20 protein-coding genes and 1 pseudogene are annotated in these 23,771 nt (G+C 66.9%); 8 read left to right on the plus strand and 13 right to left on the minus strand.

The genetic code is table 11. The features are described 5' to 3' along the window. Positions 1-65 precede the first annotated feature (65 nt). The 3 genes from NE236_RS29795 to NE236_RS29805 all read right to left on the minus strand — a co-directional run bounded on the left by NE236_RS29795 (position 66) and on the right by NE236_RS29805 (position 2,507). Positions 66-734 carry a hypothetical protein gene (locus NE236_RS29795; protein ID WP_252845502.1) on the minus strand — a complete coding sequence of 223 codons (669 nt, stop codon included), beginning with the start codon at positions 732-734 and terminating at the stop codon, positions 66-68. A 19-nt stretch (positions 735-753) separates the two neighbouring features. Further along, complete coding sequence (locus NE236_RS29800; RefSeq protein WP_252845503.1) at positions 754-1,656, minus strand: sigma-70 family RNA polymerase sigma factor; 903 nt, start codon at positions 1,654-1,656, stop codon at positions 754-756. 452 nt (positions 1,657-2,108) lie between these two features. Next, positions 2,109-2,507 carry a hypothetical protein gene (locus tag NE236_RS29805; RefSeq protein WP_252845504.1) on the minus strand — a complete coding sequence of 133 codons (399 nt, stop codon included), beginning with the start codon at positions 2,505-2,507 and terminating at the stop codon, positions 2,109-2,111. A 277-nt stretch (positions 2,508-2,784) separates the two neighbouring features. Between NE236_RS29805 and NE236_RS29810 the strand changes: the two genes are divergently transcribed. Next, entirely contained in the window at positions 2,785-3,972 is a 1,188-nt protein-coding gene (locus NE236_RS29810) for a DMT family transporter (RefSeq protein ID WP_252845505.1), read from the plus strand. A 198-nt stretch (positions 3,973-4,170) separates the two neighbouring features. On the opposite strand, the gene NE236_RS29815 is transcribed toward NE236_RS29810, so the two are convergent. Beyond that, positions 4,171-5,577, minus strand: a complete 1,407-nt coding sequence (locus NE236_RS29815; RefSeq protein WP_252845506.1) for a DMT family transporter — start codon at positions 5,575-5,577, stop codon at positions 4,171-4,173. A gap of 504 nt (positions 5,578-6,081) precedes the next feature. On the opposite strand from NE236_RS29815, the gene NE236_RS29820 reads away from it, so the two are divergent. After that, entirely contained in the window at positions 6,082-6,399 is a 318-nt protein-coding gene (locus tag NE236_RS29820) for a hypothetical protein (RefSeq protein ID WP_252845507.1), read from the plus strand. 135 nt (positions 6,400-6,534) lie between these two features. Beyond that, positions 6,535-8,046, plus strand: coding sequence for a sensor histidine kinase (locus NE236_RS44730; protein WP_252845508.1), 1,512 nt, complete (start codon positions 6,535-6,537; stop codon positions 8,044-8,046). Here NE236_RS44730 and NE236_RS45270 read toward each other — a convergent pair. Next, positions 7,930-8,307, minus strand: coding sequence for a response regulator (locus NE236_RS45270; RefSeq protein ID WP_372494458.1), 378 nt, complete (start codon positions 8,305-8,307; stop codon positions 7,930-7,932). The two genes, NE236_RS44730 and NE236_RS45270, sit on opposite strands and share 117 nt — an antisense overlap. A gap of 68 nt (positions 8,308-8,375) precedes the next feature. Next, positions 8,376-9,353, minus strand: a complete 978-nt coding sequence (locus NE236_RS29830; RefSeq protein ID WP_252845509.1) for a S16 family serine protease — start codon at positions 9,351-9,353, stop codon at positions 8,376-8,378. A 49-nt stretch (positions 9,354-9,402) separates the two neighbouring features. Between NE236_RS29830 and NE236_RS29835 the strand changes: the two genes are divergently transcribed. Then, positions 9,403-10,113, plus strand: a complete 711-nt coding sequence (locus tag NE236_RS29835) for a response regulator transcription factor (protein WP_252845510.1) — start codon at positions 9,403-9,405, stop codon at positions 10,111-10,113. On the opposite strand, the gene NE236_RS29840 is transcribed toward NE236_RS29835, so the two are convergent. The 3 genes from NE236_RS29840 to NE236_RS29850 all read right to left on the minus strand — a co-directional run bounded on the left by NE236_RS29840 (position 10,070) and on the right by NE236_RS29850 (position 13,899). Next, positions 10,070-10,822 carry a hypothetical protein gene (locus tag NE236_RS29840; RefSeq protein WP_252845511.1) on the minus strand — a complete coding sequence of 251 codons (753 nt, stop codon included), beginning with the start codon at positions 10,820-10,822 and terminating at the stop codon, positions 10,070-10,072. The two genes, NE236_RS29835 and NE236_RS29840, sit on opposite strands and share 44 nt — an antisense overlap. 14 nt (positions 10,823-10,836) lie before the next feature. Further along, positions 10,837-11,628, minus strand: a complete 792-nt coding sequence (locus tag NE236_RS29845) for a hypothetical protein (RefSeq protein WP_252845512.1) — start codon at positions 11,626-11,628, stop codon at positions 10,837-10,839. Between the two features lie 747 nt (positions 11,629-12,375). After that, a complete protein-coding gene (locus NE236_RS29850; protein ID WP_252845513.1) occupies positions 12,376-13,899 on the minus strand; it encodes an FAD-binding protein in 1,524 nt (507 codons plus the stop codon). A 1,018-nt stretch (positions 13,900-14,917) separates the two neighbouring features. On the opposite strand from NE236_RS29850, the gene NE236_RS29855 reads away from it, so the two are divergent. Beyond that, complete coding sequence (locus NE236_RS29855) at positions 14,918-15,937, plus strand: aldo/keto reductase (RefSeq protein WP_252845514.1); 1,020 nt, start codon at positions 14,918-14,920, stop codon at positions 15,935-15,937. 60 nt (positions 15,938-15,997) lie between these two features. Here NE236_RS29855 and NE236_RS29860 read toward each other — a convergent pair whose 3' ends face one another. Both NE236_RS29860 and NE236_RS29865 read right to left on the minus strand, forming a co-directional pair. Continuing rightward, on the minus strand, positions 15,998-16,957 hold the full coding sequence (locus NE236_RS29860; RefSeq protein WP_252845515.1) for an acyl-ACP desaturase: 960 nt from the start codon (positions 16,955-16,957) through the stop codon (positions 15,998-16,000). A gap of 237 nt (positions 16,958-17,194) precedes the next feature. Then, the gene (locus NE236_RS29865; RefSeq protein WP_252845516.1) at positions 17,195-17,641 is read right to left on the minus strand and encodes a nitroreductase family deazaflavin-dependent oxidoreductase; all 447 of its coding nucleotides are present in this window, start codon (positions 17,639-17,641) and stop codon (positions 17,195-17,197) included. 392 nt (positions 17,642-18,033) lie between these two features. On the opposite strand from NE236_RS29865, the gene NE236_RS29870 reads away from it, so the two are divergent. Next, positions 18,034-19,869 carry a DUF5994 family protein gene (locus tag NE236_RS29870; RefSeq protein WP_252845517.1) on the plus strand — a complete coding sequence of 612 codons (1,836 nt, stop codon included), beginning with the start codon at positions 18,034-18,036 and terminating at the stop codon, positions 19,867-19,869. 123 nt (positions 19,870-19,992) lie between these two features. Further along, a complete protein-coding gene (locus tag NE236_RS29875) occupies positions 19,993-21,234 on the plus strand; it encodes a PP2C family protein-serine/threonine phosphatase (RefSeq protein ID WP_252845518.1) in 1,242 nt (413 codons plus the stop codon). 305 nt (positions 21,235-21,539) lie between these two features. Here the strand turns inward: NE236_RS29875 and NE236_RS29880 are convergent, their stop codons facing one another. Both NE236_RS29880 and NE236_RS29885 read right to left on the minus strand, forming a co-directional pair. Continuing rightward, positions 21,540-22,157 carry a dihydrofolate reductase family protein gene (locus NE236_RS29880; protein WP_252845519.1) on the minus strand — a complete coding sequence of 206 codons (618 nt, stop codon included), beginning with the start codon at positions 22,155-22,157 and terminating at the stop codon, positions 21,540-21,542. Between the two features lie 188 nt (positions 22,158-22,345). Next, on the minus strand, positions 22,346-23,413 hold the full coding sequence (locus NE236_RS29885) for a serine hydrolase domain-containing protein (protein WP_252845520.1): 1,068 nt from the start codon (positions 23,411-23,413) through the stop codon (positions 22,346-22,348). A 95-nt stretch (positions 23,414-23,508) separates the two neighbouring features. On the opposite strand from NE236_RS29885, the pseudogene NE236_RS29890 reads away from it, so the two are divergent. Then, positions 23,509-23,619 (plus strand): annotated as a pseudogene (locus NE236_RS29890) (MarR family transcriptional regulator); the annotation flags it as partial. Between the last annotated feature and the right edge of the window lie 152 nt (positions 23,620-23,771).

A 23,771-nucleotide genomic window follows, 5' to 3' on the forward strand; every position in this document is an offset into this window, starting at 1 on the left:
AGGGTGTGGTTCCCGGGTCTGACTCAGGTCCGGGATCCACACCCGGTACGGGGCGTAACGCCGCCTTACGGCGCGTGGGGATGCCAGATGATCGACGAGAACAGGAGCAAGGCGCTCAGGCAGATGACGGTGAAGGTGATGAGCCTGGCGCTCAGGACCGGGCCGTCCACGCGCGGCAGCCGGTCGATCCAGGCGGTAGGCGCCGTTCCGTCGGCGCCTTCGCCGTCGTCCGCGTCATCCTCCTCGCCGTCGCTGAGGAACCAGGTGTTCTCCACCGTCTGCTTGGAGCGGTCCTGGCCGGTGTCGCTCGCACGGACGCCCCAGCCCGAAGTCGACGGTGACGGGCCGGTGGTCCCGGCTGTCTGCCGGTCGGCGGGTACCCCACCGTCCACCGCGGAAGCGCTGCCGAGCGTGGTTCCCGGGGGCGCGACCTGCATGCCGTTCCAGGTCTCGGCGCCGGCGAAGGAATCCCAGCCATGGCTTTGCGGCGGGCCGGACGACGCGCTCGGCGGTGTCACCGCCGGCTTTTCGGAAGGAACGGGCCCGGAGAGAGCGTCGAACCCCGATCCGGCCCACGTGGCGGGCTGCTCGTCTGCGGCCTCCGGCGTGGCGGGCTGCTCGTCTGCGGCCTCCGGCGTGGCCGGCGGCTCGTCTGCGGCCTCCCGAGTGTCGTCGATGATGATCCACGAATCGTCCGCAGCCCTCGGCCGGCTCGCCGCGCCCTCGTCGTTCATCGTCTCCTCCTTGGTTCTCTCAAGACGAGCAGGCGGCTTCCGCGATCGGCACATGGAGTTTGGCCAGCGCCTTCTGCTGGATCTGCCGTACTCCTTCGCGGGAGAGCCCGAGCCTGTCGCCGATGAGGTGGAGCGACTCCTCCGGCTCGCCGTCCAGTCCGAACCTGCGGGTCAGAACATAGCGTTCGCGGGCATCGAGGCTTGGCAATCCGTGGTCGCTGACCGTGCGCAGGTCGAATCGGAGCAGCACTTCGTCCTCGACGCTCGGTGATGGATCGGCCAGCCGATCCTCCCACAGTGTCTCTTCCTCGCCGGCGCCGCTCGACGCTTGCAGGCTGTCCAGCCGGGGTGCGTCCAGGACCCGACGCACCTGGGCCTCCGTGGTTCCTGCTCGCCTGGCGATATCCGGGTAGTCGTATGGGGCGTCCACGCCGAAGTCAGCCGAGAACGCCTGCGCGGCAGCCAGGATCGCCGGGCGCTTCTCGAAGTCACCGGGATTGAGATTCGGATGGTCGGCGTCCCGTACGGCACGCAGCACCTCCCGCTGGATCGGCTTGAAGGCCCAACTCGAGAAGGGGCCGCGCGACGGATCGTAGGACGAGATCGCCCACAGCAGCCCGACCTTTCCGGCGCTCTCGAAGTCCTCGCTGTGCTCGTTGCACTTCGAGGTGAACATCGCGACATACCGGCGCACGAGACCGTAGTTCGCGACCGTGATCTCAAGAGTGACCTCTTCCAATTCACGTTCGGTCCGCCGCAACGCGGCCTCGGAGAGGCTGTCGATCTCACCGGCGTCGGCCTTGGCGCGCAGGTCCGCAAGCAGCTCCTGAAGTCGTATGCGGCGGGCGAAGAGCTCGTTGTTGCGGACGCGGTAGTCGCCGTTGACCCGGGGCTCACCGCCGGCCGGCTGCACGATGTCCATCCCTGTCCTCCAAGAGGCTAGTGGCGCACCCAGTTTTGAGGGGATCAACCGGGCCTTGGTGCCAAAAGCGGAGGAGTGTTGACACGACCGTGCGGACGGACGGAGGCGGTCCGTACGGAACACATGCGACGTTCGGTGATAAATCGGGCAGCGAGTTCCCAGGTGGAAGGCCGTATCCGCCGACGACTGAAGCCGACGCGCAGCAGGTCCAGCCGACATCGTTGACAAAGAATTGATCTCCCGTGGTCACGGCGTTGATTCGGCCGTGACCCGACGGTGTGTCATTGGTGGTCTCAACGTGAGGTCGGACGAACGAGTCCTTCCGCCGTGAGGCGGAATGACGACCTGACGCGGCGATCCCGGCCACTACACCGCTCGCGTACCCCGCTGACGGCCACGGGGCCCGGGCATCAGCAACGGCTCACCGGTGACTTCGGGAGACCTCGGGACCGTCAGCGGTAATAGCGATTACTTCCGTACCGGCTGTCCCGATCGTCGAAAAGCAGGGTCCAGCCGATGACGAGCACCACCAGCATGGCGCCCAGGGTGCCCAGGCCGATGCCGACGCCGCCCACGAACTTCAGCGGAGTCGCCGCCGCGGTGCAGACATCGCGTTTGCACACGGCGTCCTTGTGGTGCTTGAGCCACACGGCGGTCGGTGACGTCACCCGGACGTGCGGGGCGCGGCCGACCAGCACCGCGGTCTGTCGCACCCCATCCTCGAGCGCCGTGGCCCCCGGCCTGAAGTCCTTGCCGACGTGTATCGCGCGCCGGTCTTTGTAGATCGCGTCAACGGCCTTGGCCTCGAACCATGACCGGTTGGCGATGCAGATCAGGGCGACGATGCCCAAGAACGCCACGAACCCGCCGCGGACGATCACGCCTCCGCAGCCGAGCCTCCTGACGCTGTAGTACGGCACGAAAAAGATCTGTCCGGAGTTCGGCGGCATGGCAACCGGCCGACGGGATCTTTCCCGCCCCCGTATCCGAACTACACCTGGGGCGCCCTCCACCTTGCCGCTCCCCGCCTGCGCCGGACGGTCACCGATGTCCGGTCTACAGGCCGGATCGTCCTGGGATTCCCCTGACGCAACAAAAAAGACGAGGTGGAGACACGTGAAATCGATTATGTCGCCACGCCTTTCGGGCGTGGCCTACCTGCTCATCGCCATGGTGGCGGTGAACATTTCGAACGTCCAAATCCAGGCCCTGGTGGGCATGGGGTTCTCCGCGCTGATGGTGGCGGGTCTGCTGACCGCGACCGGCGGCGCGGCGATGAACTTCCCCATCCGCTGGGTCGGGTTCCGGACCGGCCTCTTCAAGGAGCGTAGGGGCATCGTGTGCCCCGTCCGCTGGACGGGGTTCCGGATGAACGACTCGTGGCAGCGACGCCGAAAGATTCTGCTGTTCACGGCCGTCAACCTGGTGCTCAACGTCTTCTACGGCCTTGGGGTCGTCAACTGCCCGGTGCCCGTCTTCGTCGCTCTCGAGGTGGGCGGCCTGGTCTGCACGTCGGCGGTGCAGGGGTTCAAACAGCGCGGCTGGAAGGCCTTCATCTGGCCTGCCGTCACGATGGCCGGTGTCCTGCTGCTCGAGCGGCCGGGCAGCGGCTCCTTGAACATGCTCGGGATCGCCTTCGCGTTCCTGAGCGGCGTCGGCACGGCCGTCCGCATCGTGCTGACCGAGAAACTGGAGGACGATGAGGCGAAACTCGTTCGTGGATACTCCGGCTTCATCGCCGGGATCGGGCTGATCCTGGTGGCCTACATGCGCGGGACGAGCAGCCCTCACCTGACGGTTGGGTTGTTCGGCGTCCTGCTGCTGGCGGCCCTGGCCAACACCACGATCCCGAGTCTCGCCGAAGTCGCCGCTACCCGGAAACTGACGGCCGCCACCGTCAACGTCATCCAGGGAGGGCTGCCGGCGGTCGCCCTCCTGATCACCTGGCTGACGGCATGGCGTCTGCCGCACCTGATCGAGGGCGTCATCGAGGGCATCGCCATCACCATCGTGGTGATCGGGGCGGCCGGAGCGGCTAAGGCCGAAGCCAAGGCCAAAGCTAAGGAAGCTACGGCCAAAGCCTCGGCGCAGGCGGTGACGGCATCGGACGAGCCGCTCGGCGCTCAGCCGAGCGAAGAGTCCGACGCCCAGGGCGGGATGTCGAACGCTCAGAACAAGAAGCCGAAGCCGCAGCGCGGGCAGAGGCAGCGCGGGCAGAAGAAGCCCTTCAACGTGGACCGTCACAGGAGGACGACGGAAGCCCTGCGGAATCGTGCCCAGAGGCGCAAAGCCCAGAGGCACAAGAAGAAGCACTAACGAAAGGTGAGAGCCTGACCCAACGGAGGCCCCGGGGAGATCCCGGGGCTTTACCTTTTTCAGGGTATTTACGATCACGCCGTACGACGCTGCACGAGCCGCTTGACGGTGCACACACGGACGTTCAGCGGTCCTTGACAAGGAACAGCCCCGGGATCAGACCCGGGGCCGCTTGTTGGTTCAGGCTCTCACCTTTCGTTAGTGCTTCCGGGCGCCTTTGCGCCCCCGGGCTTTGCGCCCCCGGCTCTTCTGGGATCCCCGGGCGTTCTTGCGCCCCCGGGCGTCCGCCTTGTCCCACCGCCGCCGCTTGCGCCAGCTCTTGGCCTTCTCGCTCCTTCGCTGCGGCTTCGGCTTCTTGGTCTTCTTGTCCCTGGAGGACCGGTGCATCCTCTTCTCCGCGTCCCGCTCTTCCTTCGAGCCGGTCAGTGTGGCGGTGAGCAGCGACGCGACCAGGATCGTGCAGATCCCGGCCTGGCTCAGCGGCCTGAGGACCTGGTTAAGGACGAGACGCCCCACCAGACCGCTCAGGGCCGGTCCGTTGGCCGACAGGGAGCCGGACACCCTCTTCGGAAGGTGAAGCGGTCCCTGCGCGACGTAATAAAGGACCGCCCCGGCGACTCCGAGGAGGCCCGCGATGAGCCCGCGCGTGACGACCCCCCACGTCCAGTGAACCGTCAGCAGTGAGGGCGCCCCGAGAACCAGACCCGCCACCATGGACAGGCCGGTCCCCTTGAGATTGATGTTCGCGTGAGCCATCGCCTTTCCGCTGGACACCATGACAGCGGAGCACACCGCGCCGCACAGGGCGGCCAGCACGCCCGCCAGTTCGCCCGCGTCGCCGAGCCGGTGCCAGGGGATCACCATGGCGGCCCCGACCACCGACATGAGCGGTAGGAACACCAGGAGAGCCTTCGCCTTTCGGCTGGGCACCGTGATGGCGGAGAACACCGCACCGCACAGGACGGCGGCCAACGCCATCACCAGTACGCCCGCGACACCGAGCTGGTGCCAGGGAATCATCATGGCGGCTCCGACCATCGACATGAGCGGCAGGAACAGCGGGAGACCCCTGTTGTCGCCCCTCCAGGCGATCACCATCGCCATGGTGATCGGACCGAAGGTCGTGATTGCGTTGCCGGACGCGAACGGCAGTTTCGTCGCGTAGTACTGCGCCAAGAGGTTGGCGCTGACGAAGCTCGCCAGGAACGGCAGGACCGTCAGCACCCACCGGTGCTCCTTCTCCCACTTCACGAAGCGGGACAGGGGCGTGTGCACCAGAGGGAACCTTCGGGTGTGGCACAGGAGCCAGGCGAGGCGCCTGTCGCGCTTTTCGGTGTCCGGGGCGGCGTTGCGAAGGCTCCCTTCATTCAGCCTCCGTTTCGCCGCCACCAACAGCGCGACGTAGATCGGCACGCTGAAGAGGTAGGTGATGGTGGTGGCTTGGAGAGCCACCAACAGGTGGTTGGCCGTCAGTGGCTGCATGACGGCCGTCGCCGCCCGCTGGGAGATCGCTCCCCCGATGTGGGCGGCGGCCGCGCCGAGTAGCCACAGCGACCCGATGACGGCGGCGACGAGGCCCCGCATCGCACGGCGCGGGTGGCGCATGAACCACCCACATAATGAGCCGATCCGGCCGACGAGCCGGTTCGGCAGCGGGGGTAATTCACCCCTGTTCTCTTTCATTTCAACGCCTTCTTGGTTGTGTGGCCGCGCATTCTTTAGCGATGCGCGGGGTCTGCACTGCACTCTCTTGGTACGAATGCCGAAAGAGAGTGTGCTGCAGCACCGTTAGTTACGGTCCGGGCGATCGTCTGGTCGGCAAGAGAGGAGGAGGCGTCGAAATCCGTCGACGGCGACCGGCTCTGCCGGTGCCCGCAACGCGGCTTCTCCTCCACAGCCGAAGGGAACACGTCACGATGAGCAGTTCATCGAGCCACGCCTGGCCGTGGAGACCGCCGCGGAGGGCCGGGCTGAGCGGCCGGGCACCAGGTCCTCAGCGGGCATCGGCGAAATTCGTGCCCTGAGCACGGTTGCGAGGAGTGTTCCCCCGAGGACAGTCCGATGTTGACAAAAGTCGCATCTCATACAACCAGGGAAACGGGGCTCATCATGAGCGAAAACGGGCAGACCGCCGAGGCCACCGAGACCACCGAGCCCAGGTTCCTGCGCAACGCGCGCGACCTGCAGGTGACCTCTGAGCGGAAGGCCTACCTCGCGAAGCTCGGCGTGGAAGCGGCGAACCGCGCCGTGGAAGCGGCGATGCAGAGGCAGGCCAAGGACCTGGCGGTCTACAACCTCCAGGACGCCCTCAAGGACGCCCAGGAGGAGGCCAACGAGGCCAGGTGGAACACGTGGCACGCGGTATGGGCGCTGAGCTGGTATGGGCGCTTCTTGAACCGTCTGTCCCGGCTCCTCTCCTGGCGCTAACCGCCGCCGCATCGGCGGTTCCACAAGCCGGCCCTCGCCCACCTTCATGGTGGTCGAGGGCCGGTTCTTTTTTCCGCGCACTAACATGAGGGCGATGATCACGGTGGCGATGGGTGACGGGAAGGGGACCGGGCAGTGACCCGGCCGTGGTCGCCGACCGTGGCCGCTGTGCTCGTACTCGCCCTGGGGTGTCTTGGCGCGACGGGCGGATTGGTCCTGGCGCTCGCCGCCCCCCTCCACACAGGAATCTGGATCTGGGTGACGTTGGCGCTCGTCGTCTGCGGGGTCCTTCCCCTGGGTGCCGACGCGCTGCTCACCAGAGAGATCGCGCTGCGTATCGCCCGGCCACTGCTCGATCTTCCCCGCCTGGCCGCGGAACGGCGGACGGCCGCCGCGGACCTGGCTCCGCTCGCCGACGACCTGCGGCGTGCGGCACGGGCGGATCGGTTGCTGCTCACGATGTCGCTGCCCGTCGGTGACGTAAGGGTGGACGTACCGGCCGATGACCATGGCCTGCGACCGGACGACCATGGCGGGCTCGGTGACCTCTGCCGCGACGGAGTTCCTCATCCGATTCCCCCCGGGGCACTGCCGGACGGATGGCGAGCCGGCGTGTACGTCGCGATTCGCGCCGGTGACGGGCGGGACGTGGGTTCTCTCCTGATCGGCTGGACCCGGCTGACCGGCCCCTATCGAGCGTCCCGGATGGTCTCCGGCGTGCCGAGTGGAGCACTGACGGACGCGGCTCGGGCCCTGGGGGCGTTCTGGAACGGCGTGTGGAATCGCCATGACATCGAGGAGGAACGAGCCCGGCTCAGCGCCGTCATCGACCCGTCCACGGTGTTCGTCGACGAGTCGAAGCGGCGGCGGCTCGAGGACTCACGGCATCTGTTGCTGGACTCCATACGCCACGAGCTGCACGGCCCGCTGACCGTGATCCGTGGCCATGCCCAGTTGCTCGGCACGGTCCTCCCGGACGACCGGAATGCGACGGACTCGCTCGAGGCGATCCTCGACGCCGTAGAGATGATGCACCACGTCGTCAGGGATCTCGCCGCCGTCGGCGCCTCGGATCCATCCGCTCTGCCTGCGATGACGGCCGAACCGATCGATGTGACGGCACTGCTACACCGAACCCTGCGGGCCATCCCGTCGGTGGCGGCGCGTACCCTGATCGACTCTTCCTCCGGCTGTACCGTGCGCGCTGACCCGTGGGGGCTGCGGCAATGCCTGTTGCTGGCCCTCGGCAACGCCCAGAAGTACGCGCCCGACGGGAAGATCACCGTGACGGTGCGCGAGGTCGGCTCGCATGGAGTCATCGGCATCGCGGACGAAGGACCGGACATTCCCCATGGAGAGCGCGCTCTCGTACTGCAGCCGTACTATCGGGCGGCCGCCGACGGGAACGTTCCAGGGTCGGGACTGGGGCTGTACATCGCGGACGTGCTGATGACCGCCATGGGAGGGCGAATCGAGCTGGCGACCGCCCCGTCCGGTGGCCTGCAGGTCGATTTCTGGGTCCCTCTCTCGTTAATCCGGGCGCGCCGATCGGCCGCCCGCGAGTGCGGAGATGAGATCACGGAGCTGATCGAGGTCGAACGGCTTCGCGAGAACGCGGGTCAGGGAGCGGTCATCCAGGTCGCCTGACGTGCCTGCGGCGGCGGTGAGAACCAGGATCGGCAGATTCGCGGTATGAGCGTCGCTGCGAATCCGGGTCACGAGATCGGCCCCGTCGATGTCCGGGAGCATCCGGTCGAGAATCAGCAACTGCGGCAGAGGCGCGGTGGTGAGCCGGTGCCACGCCTCGTCGCCGTCACCGGCCAGGTCCGACTCATGGCCATCGCGTTCCAGGATCATTCGGAGCAATCGCCTGACGCCGGGGTCGTCGTCGACGATGAGCACCCGCATCTGGTCTCCGGTCGATGGACATCCGTGGTGCTGACGCTATCAGCGCCCGGAGCCCGGCCGCAGGGGCCTCAAGAGGCCTCGCAGGCCGGAGATCGCCCGCCGGCGGCGCACAGCCACTTCACCGCATCGGAGACGGAGCCGACCGGGACGATCCGCATCGTGCCGCCCCGCGCCGCCCGTACCGCGATGTCGCGCTGGAGAACCGGCACGAAGAACACGTCCGTATGGGCCGCCATCGCGGCCTTGACCTTCTCTGCGACCTCACCGACGTCGGTCACGGAGCCGTCGAGGCCGACCCCGCCCGTGCCGGCGACACGGTGACCGCCGATGAGGCGTCCCGAGCTCAGCGCGTCGACACGGGCGAGTGCCAGGATCAGCCCGGCCGACGGCCCTTGTACGACGCCGAGCGGATAGGTGGTCGCGGCGACATCGGAATCCACCCGTACCGCGGCGAGCGAGATGCCCGACATCCGCTTGATCTCGGACGCTCCCAGCGACTCGCCGGAGACCCTGGGGGCCACGAGGACGCGCACGTTCCTCGCGTCGGCGGTGACGGCCCACAGATCGGTCTGGCCACGGAGCGCCACCAGGTGCCGGGCGTCACCGGCGGCCAGGAGCACATCACCGAGGTGCAACCCGCTCGTGACCGCGGCAGCCGTCGCCCCGGTCACCTGCAGTCCGGCGCTGCCGGTCGGTGTCCGTCGGCCGGTCAGTTGAGCGGCGACGAGCGCGGCCGTGGTCTGCGAGGCGTCCATCGCCTGGCCCATCGCCTGGCTCATCGTCGAACTCGCGCCGCGCGCCCGGACCATGCGTTCCCCGGTGAATCCGGCCACTGCCCACCGAAACCAGGTGCTACGCCGTACGACCACCGTCGTGACCGACCAGGATCCCCGCGCCGGCGTACCGATCCGGATCACCGGACCGGGTCCGATCCGGTCGTACGGCGAGCCGGTCACGCCGAAGCCGCCGAGCATGATCAGAGAGAGAAGGACGCCGTAGCGAACGCGTCTGGTCTTCTCTCTGTCACGCGTCGTGGTGCCTGCCATGTGCAACCCTTTTTAGGGTAAAGACCGCTTTGGGTATTGTGGGCATGCGATGCCACAGGTTCTCCTCGTCGACGACGACCCGCGATTCGTCAAGGTGGTTGCAAGTCTGCTGAGCAGGCGCAACCTCCAGGTGAAGTCCGTGTCCAACGGAGGGCTGGCCCGGCAAGCGCTCAACCGCATGGACGTCGACCTCGCGCTGCTCGACCTCAACCTCCCCGACATCGACGGGCTGTCCCTCCTCCACCAGTTGCGCGAAGAGGGGAACAACACACCCGTGATCGTGTTGACCGCGCGCAGCAAGCCACACGAGCAGGTCCTCGGGCTGCGGCTCGGCGGCGACGACTACATCACGAAGCCGTTCGACCCGGAGCTGCTGCTCGCTCGGATTCATGCGGTGCTGCGCCGCAGCTCGGCGGGTGCCGGAAGGACGATCGGTAGAGGGCGAAGCGACCTGGTCGACCTTCCGCCCGTACTGATCGACCTGTCGGCGCGACAGGTCTTCAAGGACGGGGTGGCGGTGCGGCTGGCCCCGATGGAGTATGCCGTTCTGGAGTTCCTGGCGCTCAACCGCGGCCGTGCGGTCTCCAAGGAGGAGATCATGCTGCAGGTGTGGGGCACCGACCGAGGCGTCTCTCGTACGCTCACCGAGCACATCTCCCGGTTGCGCCGCAAGCTCGGCGAGGGCCTGGTGATCACCATGACGGGATTTGGATACATCATCCCGACCGATCCTCAGGTGCCCGCAGCCAAAGCTCAGTGACGAGGACGTTCTTCTCCACCCGGCACCACATCTGGTGGCGCTGGCTCTGCATGAGCGAGCGCCACCGGGCCATCCCCAGGTCGCGGCCGACTCCGTTCCTCGGCAGGGCCGGCCAGGGCAGCCCGACCTGCCGCCCCAGTCGTTCGAGTTCACTCCGGGTCAGGTGGGAGGAGGCCGACCGTATGGTGTGGATGGTGAACTCCTCATGCTGCCGGACCGACAGCTGCTGATGCACGAGTCCGTTCAGTAGCGCGGAATGGGTATCGAGTACGTCCCTCACCATCTGCTCTGCCAGTCCTTCGGACGTCCGCGTCTCATCGAGATCTCCGAGCAGCCCGGCGAACCCATCGATCGCCGAGGCGAGGAGTTCCGCGTCATCGCCCGAGTCTCCGCCGGCCGCCTGGGCGAGCAGCCTGGCAGTAACCGTCGCGATCGACAGTTCGCCCTTCATCCGGTGGACGAGGCCCAGGACGAACCGGTCGTGCCACTGCTCCGGTCCCGTGTCCCCGTCATGGCGTACGAGCAAGGCGGACGTCCTGCTCAGCGGGATCGCGGTGAGCGTGCCGCTGCTGAACGCGGACTGCCAGGTCAGGGCCTGGCCGGCGAGGATGAGGGATTCCCGGTCCAGGTCATCCTCACCGTCACCACTCAGATCTTCGACACCGCGGGGCGGGGACCCCGCCCTCGCGTGAACGACCGTGGAAAGCATTGCTGAGTGTGATCTCATACCTCGTCGGCCGCGGCCGCGGCCGCTGCAGCCTGATCCGCCTGGAGCTGGTCCATCGCCTTCCGGAGGTCGGTGCCGACCTTGACCACCTGAACATAAAGGCCGGTCAGCTGCCCGGCGAGCTGGGCGTTCAGGCCGCCCTCGCCGATGCCGCCAGAGAGCTGGTGCTCCTCGACCGCCACGATCGCGTTATCGCGTTCCACGAGGACGTCGGCGACCGAAACGGGACTCATCGCATTCCGCAGGTAGATCGCCCGGTCGCCGGAGTATTCGATGATCTCCAGCCTCTCCTTGCCGAACGCGCGGTTCAGCAGCCGCTCCGCACCCTTGATCCGGCTGGCACCCCGACCGATGCAGGCGCCTCGAGCGTCGACTCCCAGGGTCGTCGGAGCCACGGCGATCTTCGCTTTGGATCCGGCGACCCGCGCGACGTTCTTGATGACGACCTTCCCCGCGAGGATCTCGTCGACGAATCCCGACAGGATCCGCTCGACCAGTTCCGGAGTCGTCACCGACAGCAGCAGCCGCTCCGTGCCATCCTGCTCTCCTTCGGCGACGCCGGTGACGAGCGCGATGAGGGTGTCACCCGGCACCAGCTCGGGCGGCGCCGCTCCCTCTGGGAGGTCGTACGTGTCGGCGCGCAGCATGAGCGCATCCCGAGCCTGTCCGGTGCCGGCGTCATAAACGGTGCAGTTGAATCCGTCAGGGCCGCCGGCCTTGATATGCGCGGTCACCGTGGTGCCGACGAGTGGTGACTCGAGCTCGAGGTCGCTCAGGATGGTTCGCACTGGTCATGGACCCTCTCGTTTGGCAGGCAGACTCTGGCTTCGCCTGGTCCTATCCCGCACTCTAAGGCGCAGGCCCCTGACCTCTAAAGTCCGTGCGCCTTCGGATGCGCAACCCGAAATCGTAAGTTCCCTGGCTTTCTGCGCCGCCGCGCAGCGGCCGCAGGCGGGGCTCCACGCACCGCGCGCCTGATCACCACCACCTCGCACGTAGGCATCAACGGGCCGACCGGCCCGGCGACCCGATACTGGCCGCATCATCGACCGGCTGTTGCACCGCGGCCGCAGGAAAGCCCGCGCAGGGGCGTGAAGCCGAAGGAGAGGCGGCCCTTCTGAATCCGCAAGGCCCTGATCAGCGCCTTGCGGCCTGGCTTGCGGGAGTTTTGGATCATCCGGGCCCGGGACGCTCCCCGACGCACCGGCCCCGCCGCCGATCTGGAGCACGGCCCAAGCGAGCGCGATGGGTGCCATCGACGAGCCGGTCCGCGACACCAGCCGTGAATATTCGCCCGGCCGTCTGTGGAACCAGGGAGCGGATTCCCGCGTCGGCCCGGCCACCGGCCGGCGAGGTCAGACGCGGATAATTCGGGGGGTGGCCGGACAGGCGGCGGGTCGGCTCTGCGGCCGCCTCCCGTACGCGGGCGGCGATGTCCGGCCACTCCTCCTCGGGGCGGGACTCACGGCGGCCGGCCGGCCGCCGTGGTCGAAGTTCAGGCGGTGATGTCGGCGAAGCCCGTCACCGTGAACCTATTACCCGAATATTCCGCTGCCCGGGGTGAGGATGTTCGAGGGGTCGTATTTCTTCTTCCAATTGTTGAACGTGGACCACATTGATCCGTAGTGGTTCTTCCAGTCCGCTGCGGTGAAGGGAATGGCGTCCTCTGGGTAACGCGTGCCGCCGAGGGCGTAGGCCTTATCGTAAAGCTGCTTGTTCCGTTCCGTCATCTGCGAGGCGAAGGTCGGGTTCGGGCCGGGGTCGGCGGACTCGGTCAAGATGCCGAATGTCCAGACCCATTTCCCGGCGGACGGGACGCGCACGAGGGGGCGGGTGAAGCTCGACCGAAGGTTGGGCCAGATCAGCAGAAATCCGGTGGGGCCGATGTCCTCCGGCGTGAGCGTCGGGATCACCGACTGCACGAACTGCTCAACCGCATCATCCGGTACCTGGAGGTTGATCCACGGCTTGACCTTGGCCTCCCAGTTGGCCGTCGCCTTGAAACCATCATAGATCGAATCGACCAGGAAGATGTAGTCGAGGTAGTTATAATCGGTGAATTGCGCGGATTGTGCCGCCGGGCTGAGCCCGGTGAACAAAGCGTCGGTGTTCGGGGTATCTCCCTGGTTGTAGAAAATGGTCGCCCATAGTGCAAGGGGAGACGCGGTGCCGGGGGAGCAGACGTTGATTACGATGTCGAAAGTGGGTTGCCCGGTGGTTCTGTTGATCAGTGTGCGGATGTCGCTGAAGAACATTGAGATGTCCGTATATGGAATCTGGTATGTGCGTGCCAGCTGCTTGGCCGGGACCAGATCGACCTTTGCGCGGGTGATCACGCCGCATTGGCCGAGCCCGCCGAGAGCCGCCTGGAAGAGATCGCTGTTCTTGTCCATTGACGCGTCAACGACGTCGCCGGTTCCGGTCACCACTTGGACTTGCCGGGTGTGGTCGACCTGCGCTCCCGCTCGGTTGGTGGACCACGCCCCGATGCCGCCGATCGACAGCGTGCCGCCGACGCTCAACTGCGTGTAACCGGTGATCGAGGGCGGGGTGAGCCCCTTCGCGTAGGCGGCCTTGATCAAGTCGATCCACTGCACGCCCGCGTCCACGTCCGCGCTGTCGGGTCCGATCGAGTGGATCGTATTCAGCCAGCGAGTTTCGATGACCAGTCCGCCGCTGACGAGGCCGTAACCGAATACGGAGTTCGGCCTGCCCTGCCCTCCGCCCTGGGGTGCGACCTTGATGCCGCGCTGCTTGCAGTACTGGATCATCTTGGCGACATCGTTGACCGACCCCGGCCGAAGCACCGCGGCCGGCATTTGCTGGACGATGTTGCCCTGGTCGTAAGAATGGGCCGTGCGGGTGTCGGTGTCAAAGTAGATCGTCCCGTCGAGCTTCGGGACGTTGTCGAACGAAGAAGTGGTGGCCGCCTGTGCGGCCGTCACCCAGGTTCGTGAGATGGGATCGAAGCCCACCACGAGTGCGCCGACCGCAATGCCCGACAGCAGCTGGCGCCGGCTCAATCCACTTCGCTCGCTCTGACCGCTCTTTCGGTCCATGAATTCTCCTTCCGGGTCCATACAGTGGCGAGTCAGCATCTTGTGCGAGCAGAAAAAATGTCAATAATGTGTGATGTATGTCACATATCGCACGGCTGAGTTCGGTGCGGTCTCGTTCAAAAACCGCCTTCACTCTGGATTCGCGTCTTCGCAATCCGCCCGTTGGGAGCAGGGGATCGGGCCCCGCAACGGCCCTGCTCAGGCCCCACGAACCAGGGAGCGACGGCCCATTGCGTAGCCGACCTTCCGTATCGGGTTCGGTATAAGTACGGATGACTGGAAGGTCCACCTGCTACACCATGTGCAGGTCACTGAACCTGGCCATACCCGTGGCGCGCCACGATTTTTCACACGCGGTTCATCCGGTTGCCCGGCCATCGAACGGATGACGGCGTCCTCATGTCGCAAAGCTTCAACGTCGACGCTCGTACCGAAAAGGCGGAAATTGGAGTGGGGTCCACCGGAAGCGGCGAAGTTTCGCGGGCGCTGACCACTGCCATCCATTACGATCTTTAGTGCTCCAGTGGGCGCATTTCATCCCCGGTGCTGGGCGGTCCAGGTCACCGCATGATCGCGGGCGGTGTGTCGGCCGCTGGACGTAGCGAAGCCCCTCGGCCGTGACCGTGAGCCCGAACCGTTCCCAGTCCGGCTTGCCGAGCTTGTGCCAGCGCACGTATGCGGCCTCCAGTTCAGCCCACAGACCACGCGGGCCCCTCACGGACGACGAGCTCCTCGTCGACGGCGTACTGACTCGCCCACGAGCCGTCCGACGCGATCACCCGCGGCCACCGATCACTCACGCGTGCCCGGTGGCGATGGTCAGGCCCCGGCCGTGGCCACGGCCGCGTTCGGCCGCGCCGGTGCGGAACCGCCCCGGCCCGTTCCACTTGGCAAACGGAACCATGTTCCGTATGTTGGTTAGTGGAACAAGGCTCCGTTTGTTCGGGATGCCGGAACAGGCGAGCCGAAACCAGGCCACGCATCGCAAACTCGCTTCACCTCCCAAGGGGGAACAGTCATGCAGTACCGCACCTTGGGCCGCACCGGTGTGCAGGTCAGCACCCTCGTGCTCGGCGCGATGAACTTCGGCAGTTTGGGGCGCACCACCCAGGACGAGGTCACCGCCATGGTCGACGCCGCCCTGGAGGGTGGGATCAACCTCATCGACACCGCCGACATGTACAGCCAGGGCGAGTCGGAGGAGATGGTCGGCAAGGCCATCGCCGGCCGCCGCGACGACATCGTGCTGGCCACGAAGGCGAGCATGCCCATGGGCGACGAGCGCAACCATCAGGGCAGTTCGCGCCGCTGGTTGGTCACCGAGTTGGACGACAGCCTGCGCCGTCTCGGTGTCGACCACGTCGATCTCTACCAGATTCACCGGTGGGACCCGAGCACCAGCGACGAGGAGACGCTGTCGGCGCTGACCGACCTGCAACGCGCGGGAAAGATTCGCTACTTCGGCTCCTCGACGTTCCCCGCGTACCGCATCGTGCAGGCCGAGTGGGCCGCCCGGGAGAACCATCTGAGCCGTTACGTCACCGAACAGCCCAGCTACTCGATCCTGCAGCGCGGTGTCGAAACCCACGTACTGCCCGTGACCGAGCAGTACGGACTCGGCGTGCTGGTGTGGAGCCCGTTGGCCTCGGGCTGGCTGTCGGGCGCGATCCGCGACGGCCGGGAGATCACCACCAGCCGCTCGACATTCATGCCGCAACGCTTCGACACCGCCATCCCCTCCAACCGGGCCAGGCTCGATGCCGTCGAGCAACTGGCCAAGGTCGCCGACGAGGCCGACCTGACCATGATCCAGCTCGCGCTCGGATTCGTCACCGCGCATCCCGCCGTGACCAGCGCGATCATCGGCCCCCGCACGCTGGACCACCTGCACTCGCAACTCGCCGCCGCGGACACAGTGCTCTCCGCCGACGTACTCGACGCGATCGACGCGATCGTCGCTCCCGGCGTCGACCTCGCCGCACACGAGAAGTACGACACGCCGCCCGCCCTGCTCGACGCGGCGCAGCGACGTCGCTGATCGCTCGTCACCGCGTGCTGTCTGGTCCGCCCCGCCCGGCTTCGCGCACCGACGCGAGCGTCAACGCGTCTGGGCGCCTGCCTCGGTCGCCCGGGCCTGGCGTTCGGCGCGGCGGTCGGTGAATCGGGTCGCGGCCACCTCGAGCCCTTCGAGGAATTCCGACAGTTCCTGACGGGCCTTGTCCCCGTCGGCGTCCAGACCTTCGAGATCGAAGACCTGCCACTGCCGCAGGACAGGGGCGAGCACGTCATCGAGGTGGACCCGTAGGTCGTAGATGCCGGCGTTGGCGATGGCGACCGACTTCCGCAGGAAACCGTCGATGGTGTGGCCGGGCATCTGGAAACTGGTCACCACATCGGTGACGGCGCGCATCGTCTCGTTGGGGGACAGTTCGAAGGCCGCCGCGAGCAGATTGCGGTAGAAGAGCATGTGCAGGTTCTCGTCGGCGGCCACCCGTGCCAGCAGGCGCTCGCATGCCGGATCGCCCGAGGCCTTGCCGGTGTTGCGGTGAGAGACGCGCGTCGCCAGTTCCTGGAAGGAGACGTACGCGAGGCCGTGGAGCATCTTGTCGCCGTGGTCGGCCTGGTAGCCGCCTTCCATATGCTGCATGCGCGCACGTTCGAGCGCGACCGGGTCGACGGCCCGGGTGACGGTGAGGTAGTCGCGGATGACGATGCCGTGCCGGTTCTCCTCGGCCGTCCAGCGGTCGACCCAGGTGCCCCACGCGCCGTCCCGGCCGAAGATGGTCGCGATCTCCCGGTGGTAACCGGGAAGGTTGTCCTCGGTGAGGAGGTTGACGATCAGTGCCTCTCTCGCCGCGGGCGGGATGTTCGTGTCCTCGGGCGACCATGCTTCACCGTCGAACGGGCCGTCGAAGTCACGGCCCTGGCTCCACGGCACGTACTGGTGCGGGAACCATTCCTTGGCGGTGGCCAGGTGACGATCGAGCTCTGCCGCGACGACGGGCTCGAGCTCCATCAACAACTCGGCGGTCGTGTGCGGACGTGACGTGAGCGGCATGCTGGTGTCCCCCGAATCGTGGCGTTGATCAGTGTGAACCGGCCGGGCGGCGAGTGCCCCTCCGCCTGATGAGAGGCCGTACGGCCGCTTGATCACCCTAGGCGATGAGCTCGTCGCGGTGACGATGGGCCCTGGCCGGTCGTTCGGCGGGTCGGTCCCGGGCACATCAGAACCTCCAGGAACCCGGAGCACCACAGGGTGGGCTCTGTGGATGAGGCCCGAATGTGGTGGACGGACCTACGGATGCGAGGTGTCGGAGACCAGACGGAACACCGGATGGCGAGATACCTCGGCGGCGAACTGCTCGTCGGTCGAGTCGGCTGTGACATCGAAGTACGCACGGGTGATGGGGACCTCCCGCAGGTACTGCCGAAGGACGGGCACGCTGTCTTCGGGGGTCAACTCGGCGACGCGCAGAGTCTCTCGATAACGCCCTCTGGCGATCTGAACCTCTCCGGCGGCGCGGGCGTTATGCACCCAGTTGGTGACGCCATAGGCGGCCACCAGCCATCGTTCATCACCGTTCTGCATGATGTCGACCGGGGTGGAGCGCAGTTCACCGGTCTTCCTGCCCCGTACCGTCAGGATGTGCCGGTAGCCCTTGCCCCGCCCGAGGCGGGTCATCAGCCGGAAAACGAGATTGACGCACCTTGTGCCCGTTCCGACGCGGTAGTTTTTGGCCAATCTCTGCTCCTGTCAGGTCGTTGGCACTCGGCGGCCCGCCACCGCCGCCCTAGGCACACAGGGCCGGCGGAAATCCGCGGGAACCGCGACAGCACCATGAGTCGGGCATAGAGATCTTATGACGTCGAGATCGGATTCCTCGAGCCGTCCTGACCAGCTGCCCGTGCGGCTGCGGGCCGGTCCAGACGGTGCTCCGCGGAGGTGGCGGGGCGGTTCGGCCGGCGGTGAGTCCATATGCGGCGGTGCCCGGACGGCTCCGTCGCGGGTTGAACGGTCTCTCCCGGCGGGCGAGGTGGCCCCGAGAGTTTCCACTCATCGCCGTATCGGTCGCGCCCGGCTTTTCCGGGGTATCATGGTGATCACCAAGGGCATTTCGCGCGCCGATAGCAAAGTTGACGTCGTCCTGGGCGTATGGAAATCCGGTTCCTTTATCGGGCCGAGGACGGGCCGATGTCATGGCGCCGCACGTCACTGATCAAATAGACGTTCTTTCTCCTGCCATCCCGTCGGCGTCGCGGTTGAGCCTGGATCCGGCGCTGAGGCGCCGGGGAATCCTCGATGGCGGCTGGCGGCCGCGCTCCCGTAACGCGAGCGTGGAACTGCCGCTCCTCGTCTCGTCGCTGAACGAACGGGTCGGCGCGGTTCTGCGGCTTGGTATCGACGCCCGCGACTGGGATGACATTCCCCGTCGCATCACGGTCGGCGGGCACGTGGTGCGGGTCGGGCGGTTCGCCGACGTGGACCACAAGATCATCGTGACTCGTGGCCCACAAGACCACGTCATGCTGCTGGTCATTCCGCCCCACGTGTCGACGGCTTCGGCGAAATCGGCTCTGGCGAGGGCGGCCGCAGGCAAGAACAGCGGCGGGCCCGAGGAGATCCTCGCCGCCGCCGGCATCGAGAACACGGCCGGGTTTGACCGGGAAAGCGGCGGCCTGGGCGCGCCGAAATCCCAAAGCGGTCGCCGGCGCGATAGCGGGGACGGCAGCATTCGGGTCGGCGGCGTGGCGGCGAATCACACGACGAGAACGAGGCTGACCACGCGCACGCGCGTGGACCAGCTCACTCTCGGAGTCGCGTCACGGTCACGCAAGGAGAACGAGGACCGGCTCCCCATCCACCCGCTTCATCTGGAACGAATCGACGCCGACCTGCGGAAACGCATCTACCTCGAACACGGCTACGGTGAACGCTTCGGTGTGCCGGATGAACGGCTGGCACCATACGTGGCAGGACTGCGAACCCGTGCCCAGCTCATCGCGGACTGCGCTGTCATCCTGCTGCCCAAGCCGCTGCCTCAGGACGTCGCAGAGCTGCGCGAAGGCCAGATCCTGTGGGGCTGGCCGCACTGCGTTCAGAACGAGAAGATCACACAACTGGCCATCGACCAGCGACTGACGGTGATCGCCTTCGAGGCGATGAACCACTGGACCGCCGACGGCCGGTTCAGCGTGCACGTCTTCCACAAGAACAACGAACTGGCCGGCTACTGCTCGGTGCTGCACGCCCTGCAACTCATCGGGGCGACCGGCGACTATGGCCGCAGGCTTCGGGCGGCCGTCATCGGCTTCGGGGCGACCGGCCGCGGCGCGGTGACCGCTCTCAACGCGCATGGCGTGCACGACGTGCACATCCTCACGAACCGCATTGCCACGGCGGTCGCCTCCCCGATCCATTCCGCACGCATCGTAGGCCTCGAGCGCGACCCCGATGATCCGAGCCGCACCCATGCGCTGCGACACAGTGTCCGGGTGCCCGTGGTGCCGTTCCTCGCCGAACACGACATCGTCGTCAACTGCGTGCTCCAGAACCCCGCCGCGCCGCTGACGTTCGTCACCGACGACGGCCTCGCCGCCTTCGCCCCGGGCAGCCTCATCGTCGACGTGTCCTGCGACGAGGGGATGGGTTTCACCTGGGCGCGGCCCACCTCCTTCACGGACCCGACGTTCACCGTGGGCGACAACGTCCACTACTACGCGGTCGACCACAGCCCGTCACTGCTGTGGGACTCCGCCACCTGGGAGATCAGCGAGGCTCTGCTGCCCCATCTGCGGACGGTGCTCGACGGCCCGCCGGTATGGGACGCGGACCAGACCGTCCGACGAGCCATCGAGATCCGTGATGGCGTCGTCCAGAACCCCGCCATCCTGTCCTTCCAGCATCGTTCGCCGCACTACCCGCACCGTTTTGATTCATCGGCAGCTGGAACCGTGTCCGGAAGCGTCTAGAGAGCGGGGTTCGCTGATGAGCGTAGGGGGGAGGTATCGGGAAGTGTCGATGTCCCACCTTTGCGGCGTTCGCTAAGCCGAGACCCCGAAGAGACGTGAAGGAACAAAGGCCGGTGTGGGGGCATGAAAAACGAGCCGAAATCTCGCAAGATCGCGGTGGACCGCTCGGAAGGGTTCGGCGAGCGGCTGCTGGGTGTGCTGCTGGACCGGGCTCACGAGATGCCGCCCCAGCTGATCGCCCCGCTGGTCGCGGAAGAGGTCGCCAAGATCGGTGGTCGGGACATCTCGATCCTCTTGCAGGACTATGACCAACTGCTGCTCGCGCCTCTCCCGGGTAGGGGGCTCACGGTGGGTGCCGCTGAGAGGATCGATGACTCCCCGGCCGGCCGGGCTTTCCTTCACGCGATCCCCGTCGAACAGCCGCTGTCCAACGGCGTACGGATGTTCCTGCCGCTCCTGGACGGCAGCGACGAAGTGGGGGTCATGGCGGTCACCCTTGACGCCGTCGATGACGATGACCGGCGGTTGCTGCGGCGACTGGCCGGCCTGGTCGCCGACATGCTGGTCACCAAGAACAGCTACACCGATCAGTTCTTCCGGGCCCGGCGCCGCGAGCAGATGAGCGTGGCCGCGGAGATCCAGTGGTCACTGCTGCCCCCGCTGACCATGGTCACTCCGCAGGTCGCGGTGGCCGGAATCCTCGAGCCGGCCTACGACGTCGCCGGCGACAGTTTCGACTACGCCCTCAACGACGGCACCGTCCACATGGCCGTCATCGACGCGATGGGCCACGGCCTGAACGCCGCCGTACTGGCCACCGTCGCCATCGGCGCGTACCGGCACGCCAGACGCGCCGACATCGGGCTCGCTGAGCTGTACGCCTTCATGGACATGTCCATTGACGAGCAGTTCGGGCCCGACCAATTCGTGACGGCGCAAATGATGCGCCTGAACATCGCAACAGGTCGCCTGCAATGGGTCAACGCCGGGCATCCCGCGCCGCTGCTGCTCCGCGATCATCAGGTGATCCAGAGGCTGGAGAGCCCTGGAACCTTGCCGGTCGGATTCGGGGGCGACCAGCCGCGGATCAGCGAACAAATGCTCCGCCGCGGCGACCGGGTCCTGTTCTTCACCGACGGTCTCGTTGAGGAGCATAAGACCGGCGGGGAGCAGTTCGGCGAGGAACGCCTGATCGACTTCGTCGAGAGCGCTGGGCGCGTCAGTCACGGCGTGCAGGAGATGGTGCGGGCTCTGTCCCACGCGCTGATGAGGGAACGGGGCGGGATCACCACCGACGACGCGACCCTCTTCCTGGTCGAATGGCGCGGGGGCACTGCCGACCACCTCGCCAAAGTGGAAACATAGCCAGCACACCGCATTGGATTGGTGGTTGCGGCGGGTGGCTGCGGCCGGCACCTGGAGGCTGCGGCCAGATGCGACGAGGGGCCCTCCCGCCGTACCTGACCGCCACGGTGACGCGGCCGGGAGACGTGTTACCGCTCGGCGTGGGCGATGTACGGCCGCATGACGGTCTCGTCCCCGAACGTACCCACCGCCCACATCCCACCGCCGGGGATTGCCGCCAGCCCGGTGACGGATGCCATGCCCAGGACGGGGACCGGCACGGCCGTCCAGCCGTCGGCGGTCCGGCGCGCCGGAGGCCTCTTCTGTCAGCTGTTCTCAGGTTGGGACAGGTGCGCCTTGGCGTCGTCGTACGCGCCCGTGGGAGTCGATTCGGCCGGGGCGTAGATGAGGTGCAGAACGCCGGTGGTGAAAGCCTGGGAGGAGACGAGCCGCAGCGGGACCGGTTCGCCCTCGTCGAACAGGCGCATGCCCTTGCGGACGGCGATCGGGTGGACCAGCAGGTGCAGTTCGTCGAGGAGACCGGCGGTCAGCAGCTGACGAACGATGGACACGGATCCGCTCATCGCGATATCCGTCGTGCCCGGCTCGTTCTTCAGCGCGGTGACGGCCTCGGCGAGGTCACCCCGCAGCTGCTCGGAGTTGCGCCAGGTGAACCGGAGATCCTGGTTCGAGACCACGATCTTGCGCGCATCGCCGAGCGCCTTGGCCATGGCGGCGTCCTGACCGCCCGCGGCCTCGCGGTCCGGCCACGCACCGGCGAAGCTGTCGTACGTTCTGCGGCCGAGCAACAGCGTGTCGGCGGCACCCAGCTGGGCGGTGACGGCCGCGCCCATTTCATCGTTGAAGTACGGGAAGTGCCAATCCTGCGGGTCCTCGACGACGCCGTCGAGCGAGATGAACAGACCGGCGGTGATTTTCCGCATCGGACCACTCCTTGATCATCATGATGAGGTGTCGTGTCATCTGATCTGACCCTTGCCGGAGCGGAAACTCATCCCGAGGCGGCCAAGAGGTTCGAGATGGGCAGCAATCGTACGCCCGCGGGGCGGCGTACATACGGCGGTGGTGGCCATGGGGATGGCCGCCACCGCCGCGAGGAAGGGGTCCGGGGTTATTGGCAGAGGGCGGTGTCGAGGTCTGCGGTGAGGTGGTTGATCTGGGTCAGGCTGCTCGGGAGTTGGGTGACCGCGATGGTGGCAGCGCGGCCGTTTTCGGTGGCGGCGTTGGTGGTGTGGTAGCCGGGGAAGTCGCCGCCGTGGCCCCAGGCGAGGCCGCCGCAGCTGAGGGGGGTGCTGGAGAGGCCGAGTCCGTACCTGACCCCGGAGCCCAGCTCAGGCGCGGGGACGGTGGTGCGCATCTCCTTGAGCTGCGCCGGGGGGAGCAGTTTGCCGGCGAGGAGCGCTGAGAAGAAGTGGTTGATGTCGCTCGGGGTGGAGATTATCTGTCCGGCGGCCCAGCCCTGGGACGGGTCCATCTCGGTGACGTCGGTCAGCGGCGCCTTGGGATCGTCATGGGCGTACCCGTGGGGGTGGGGTTCGCGGATGGTCTGGTCGCCGACGTTGGGGAAGTAGGTGTGCCGGAGTCCGATGCGGTGGATCACCCGGTGGGTGATCTCCTCGTTCAGTGGGCGGCCGGTGACCTTCTCGATGAGCAGCCCGGCGACGATGTAGTTGGTGTTGCTGTACCCCCACTTGGTGCCGGGGGCGAAGTCGGCTTTCTGCTTGAGCGCCAGGTCGAGGAGTTCGCGGGGTTCGAAGTAGGTGTGCTGGTAGGGCAGGACGCCGTTCTTGAACATGACGGTGTAGTTGGGCAGGCCGCTGGTGTGCTGGAGCAGTTGCCGGACGGTGATGTGGCGGCCGTCGATGCCGTCGCCGCGGATGAGGTCGGGCAGGTACGTCTCGATCGGCTTGTCCAGGTCGATCTTGCCTTCGCCGACCAGTTGCAGGACGGTGACGGCGGTGAAGGTCTTGGTGTTGCTGCCGATGCGGACCTGCCCGTCGACCGGCACCTTCGTCTTGGTCGTCAGGTCGCCGACACCGGCGGTGTATTTGCGGATACGCCCGTCCCGCCCGGTCACGGAGGCGAGGGCGGCGGGGAACTTGTCGTCGTGGACCAGGGCGCAGAACTCCGCCGAGAGAACGTCCGCGAACACGCCCAGGCCGGTCGCCGTTGACCTCACTGGCGACCATGTGCTTGCCGTCACGGCTGCCCATGGCGTACGACCAGCGCCGGCGTTGCCCCAGACCGTGACGCCGCAGGGCATCTTCTGCGGCAGTCGTCGAAAGACTGCAGGTCAGCCCGGCATCCATTGCCAAGGCCATCGGCGACCTCGAAGCACAAGAGCTGATCCGACGCGAACGCGACCCCCAGCGACGACGCGACCGGTAGCTCTGGTTCGGCGGAGGTCATGCCGGGGTGACGGCGGGTCGGCGGGGGCTCGGGCGAACAGGGCCTGGTGCATCGCGTGGGGAGCGGTCACCGGCGATGACCGCTGGGTTCCCCAGGTAGAGCACGAGCGCGGCGACAATTCGGACGAA

Origin of the sequence: Actinoallomurus purpureus (assembly GCF_024055795.1) — a bacterium.
Taxonomy (GTDB): domain Bacteria; phylum Actinomycetota; class Actinomycetes; order Streptosporangiales; family Streptosporangiaceae; genus Actinoallomurus; species Actinoallomurus purpureus.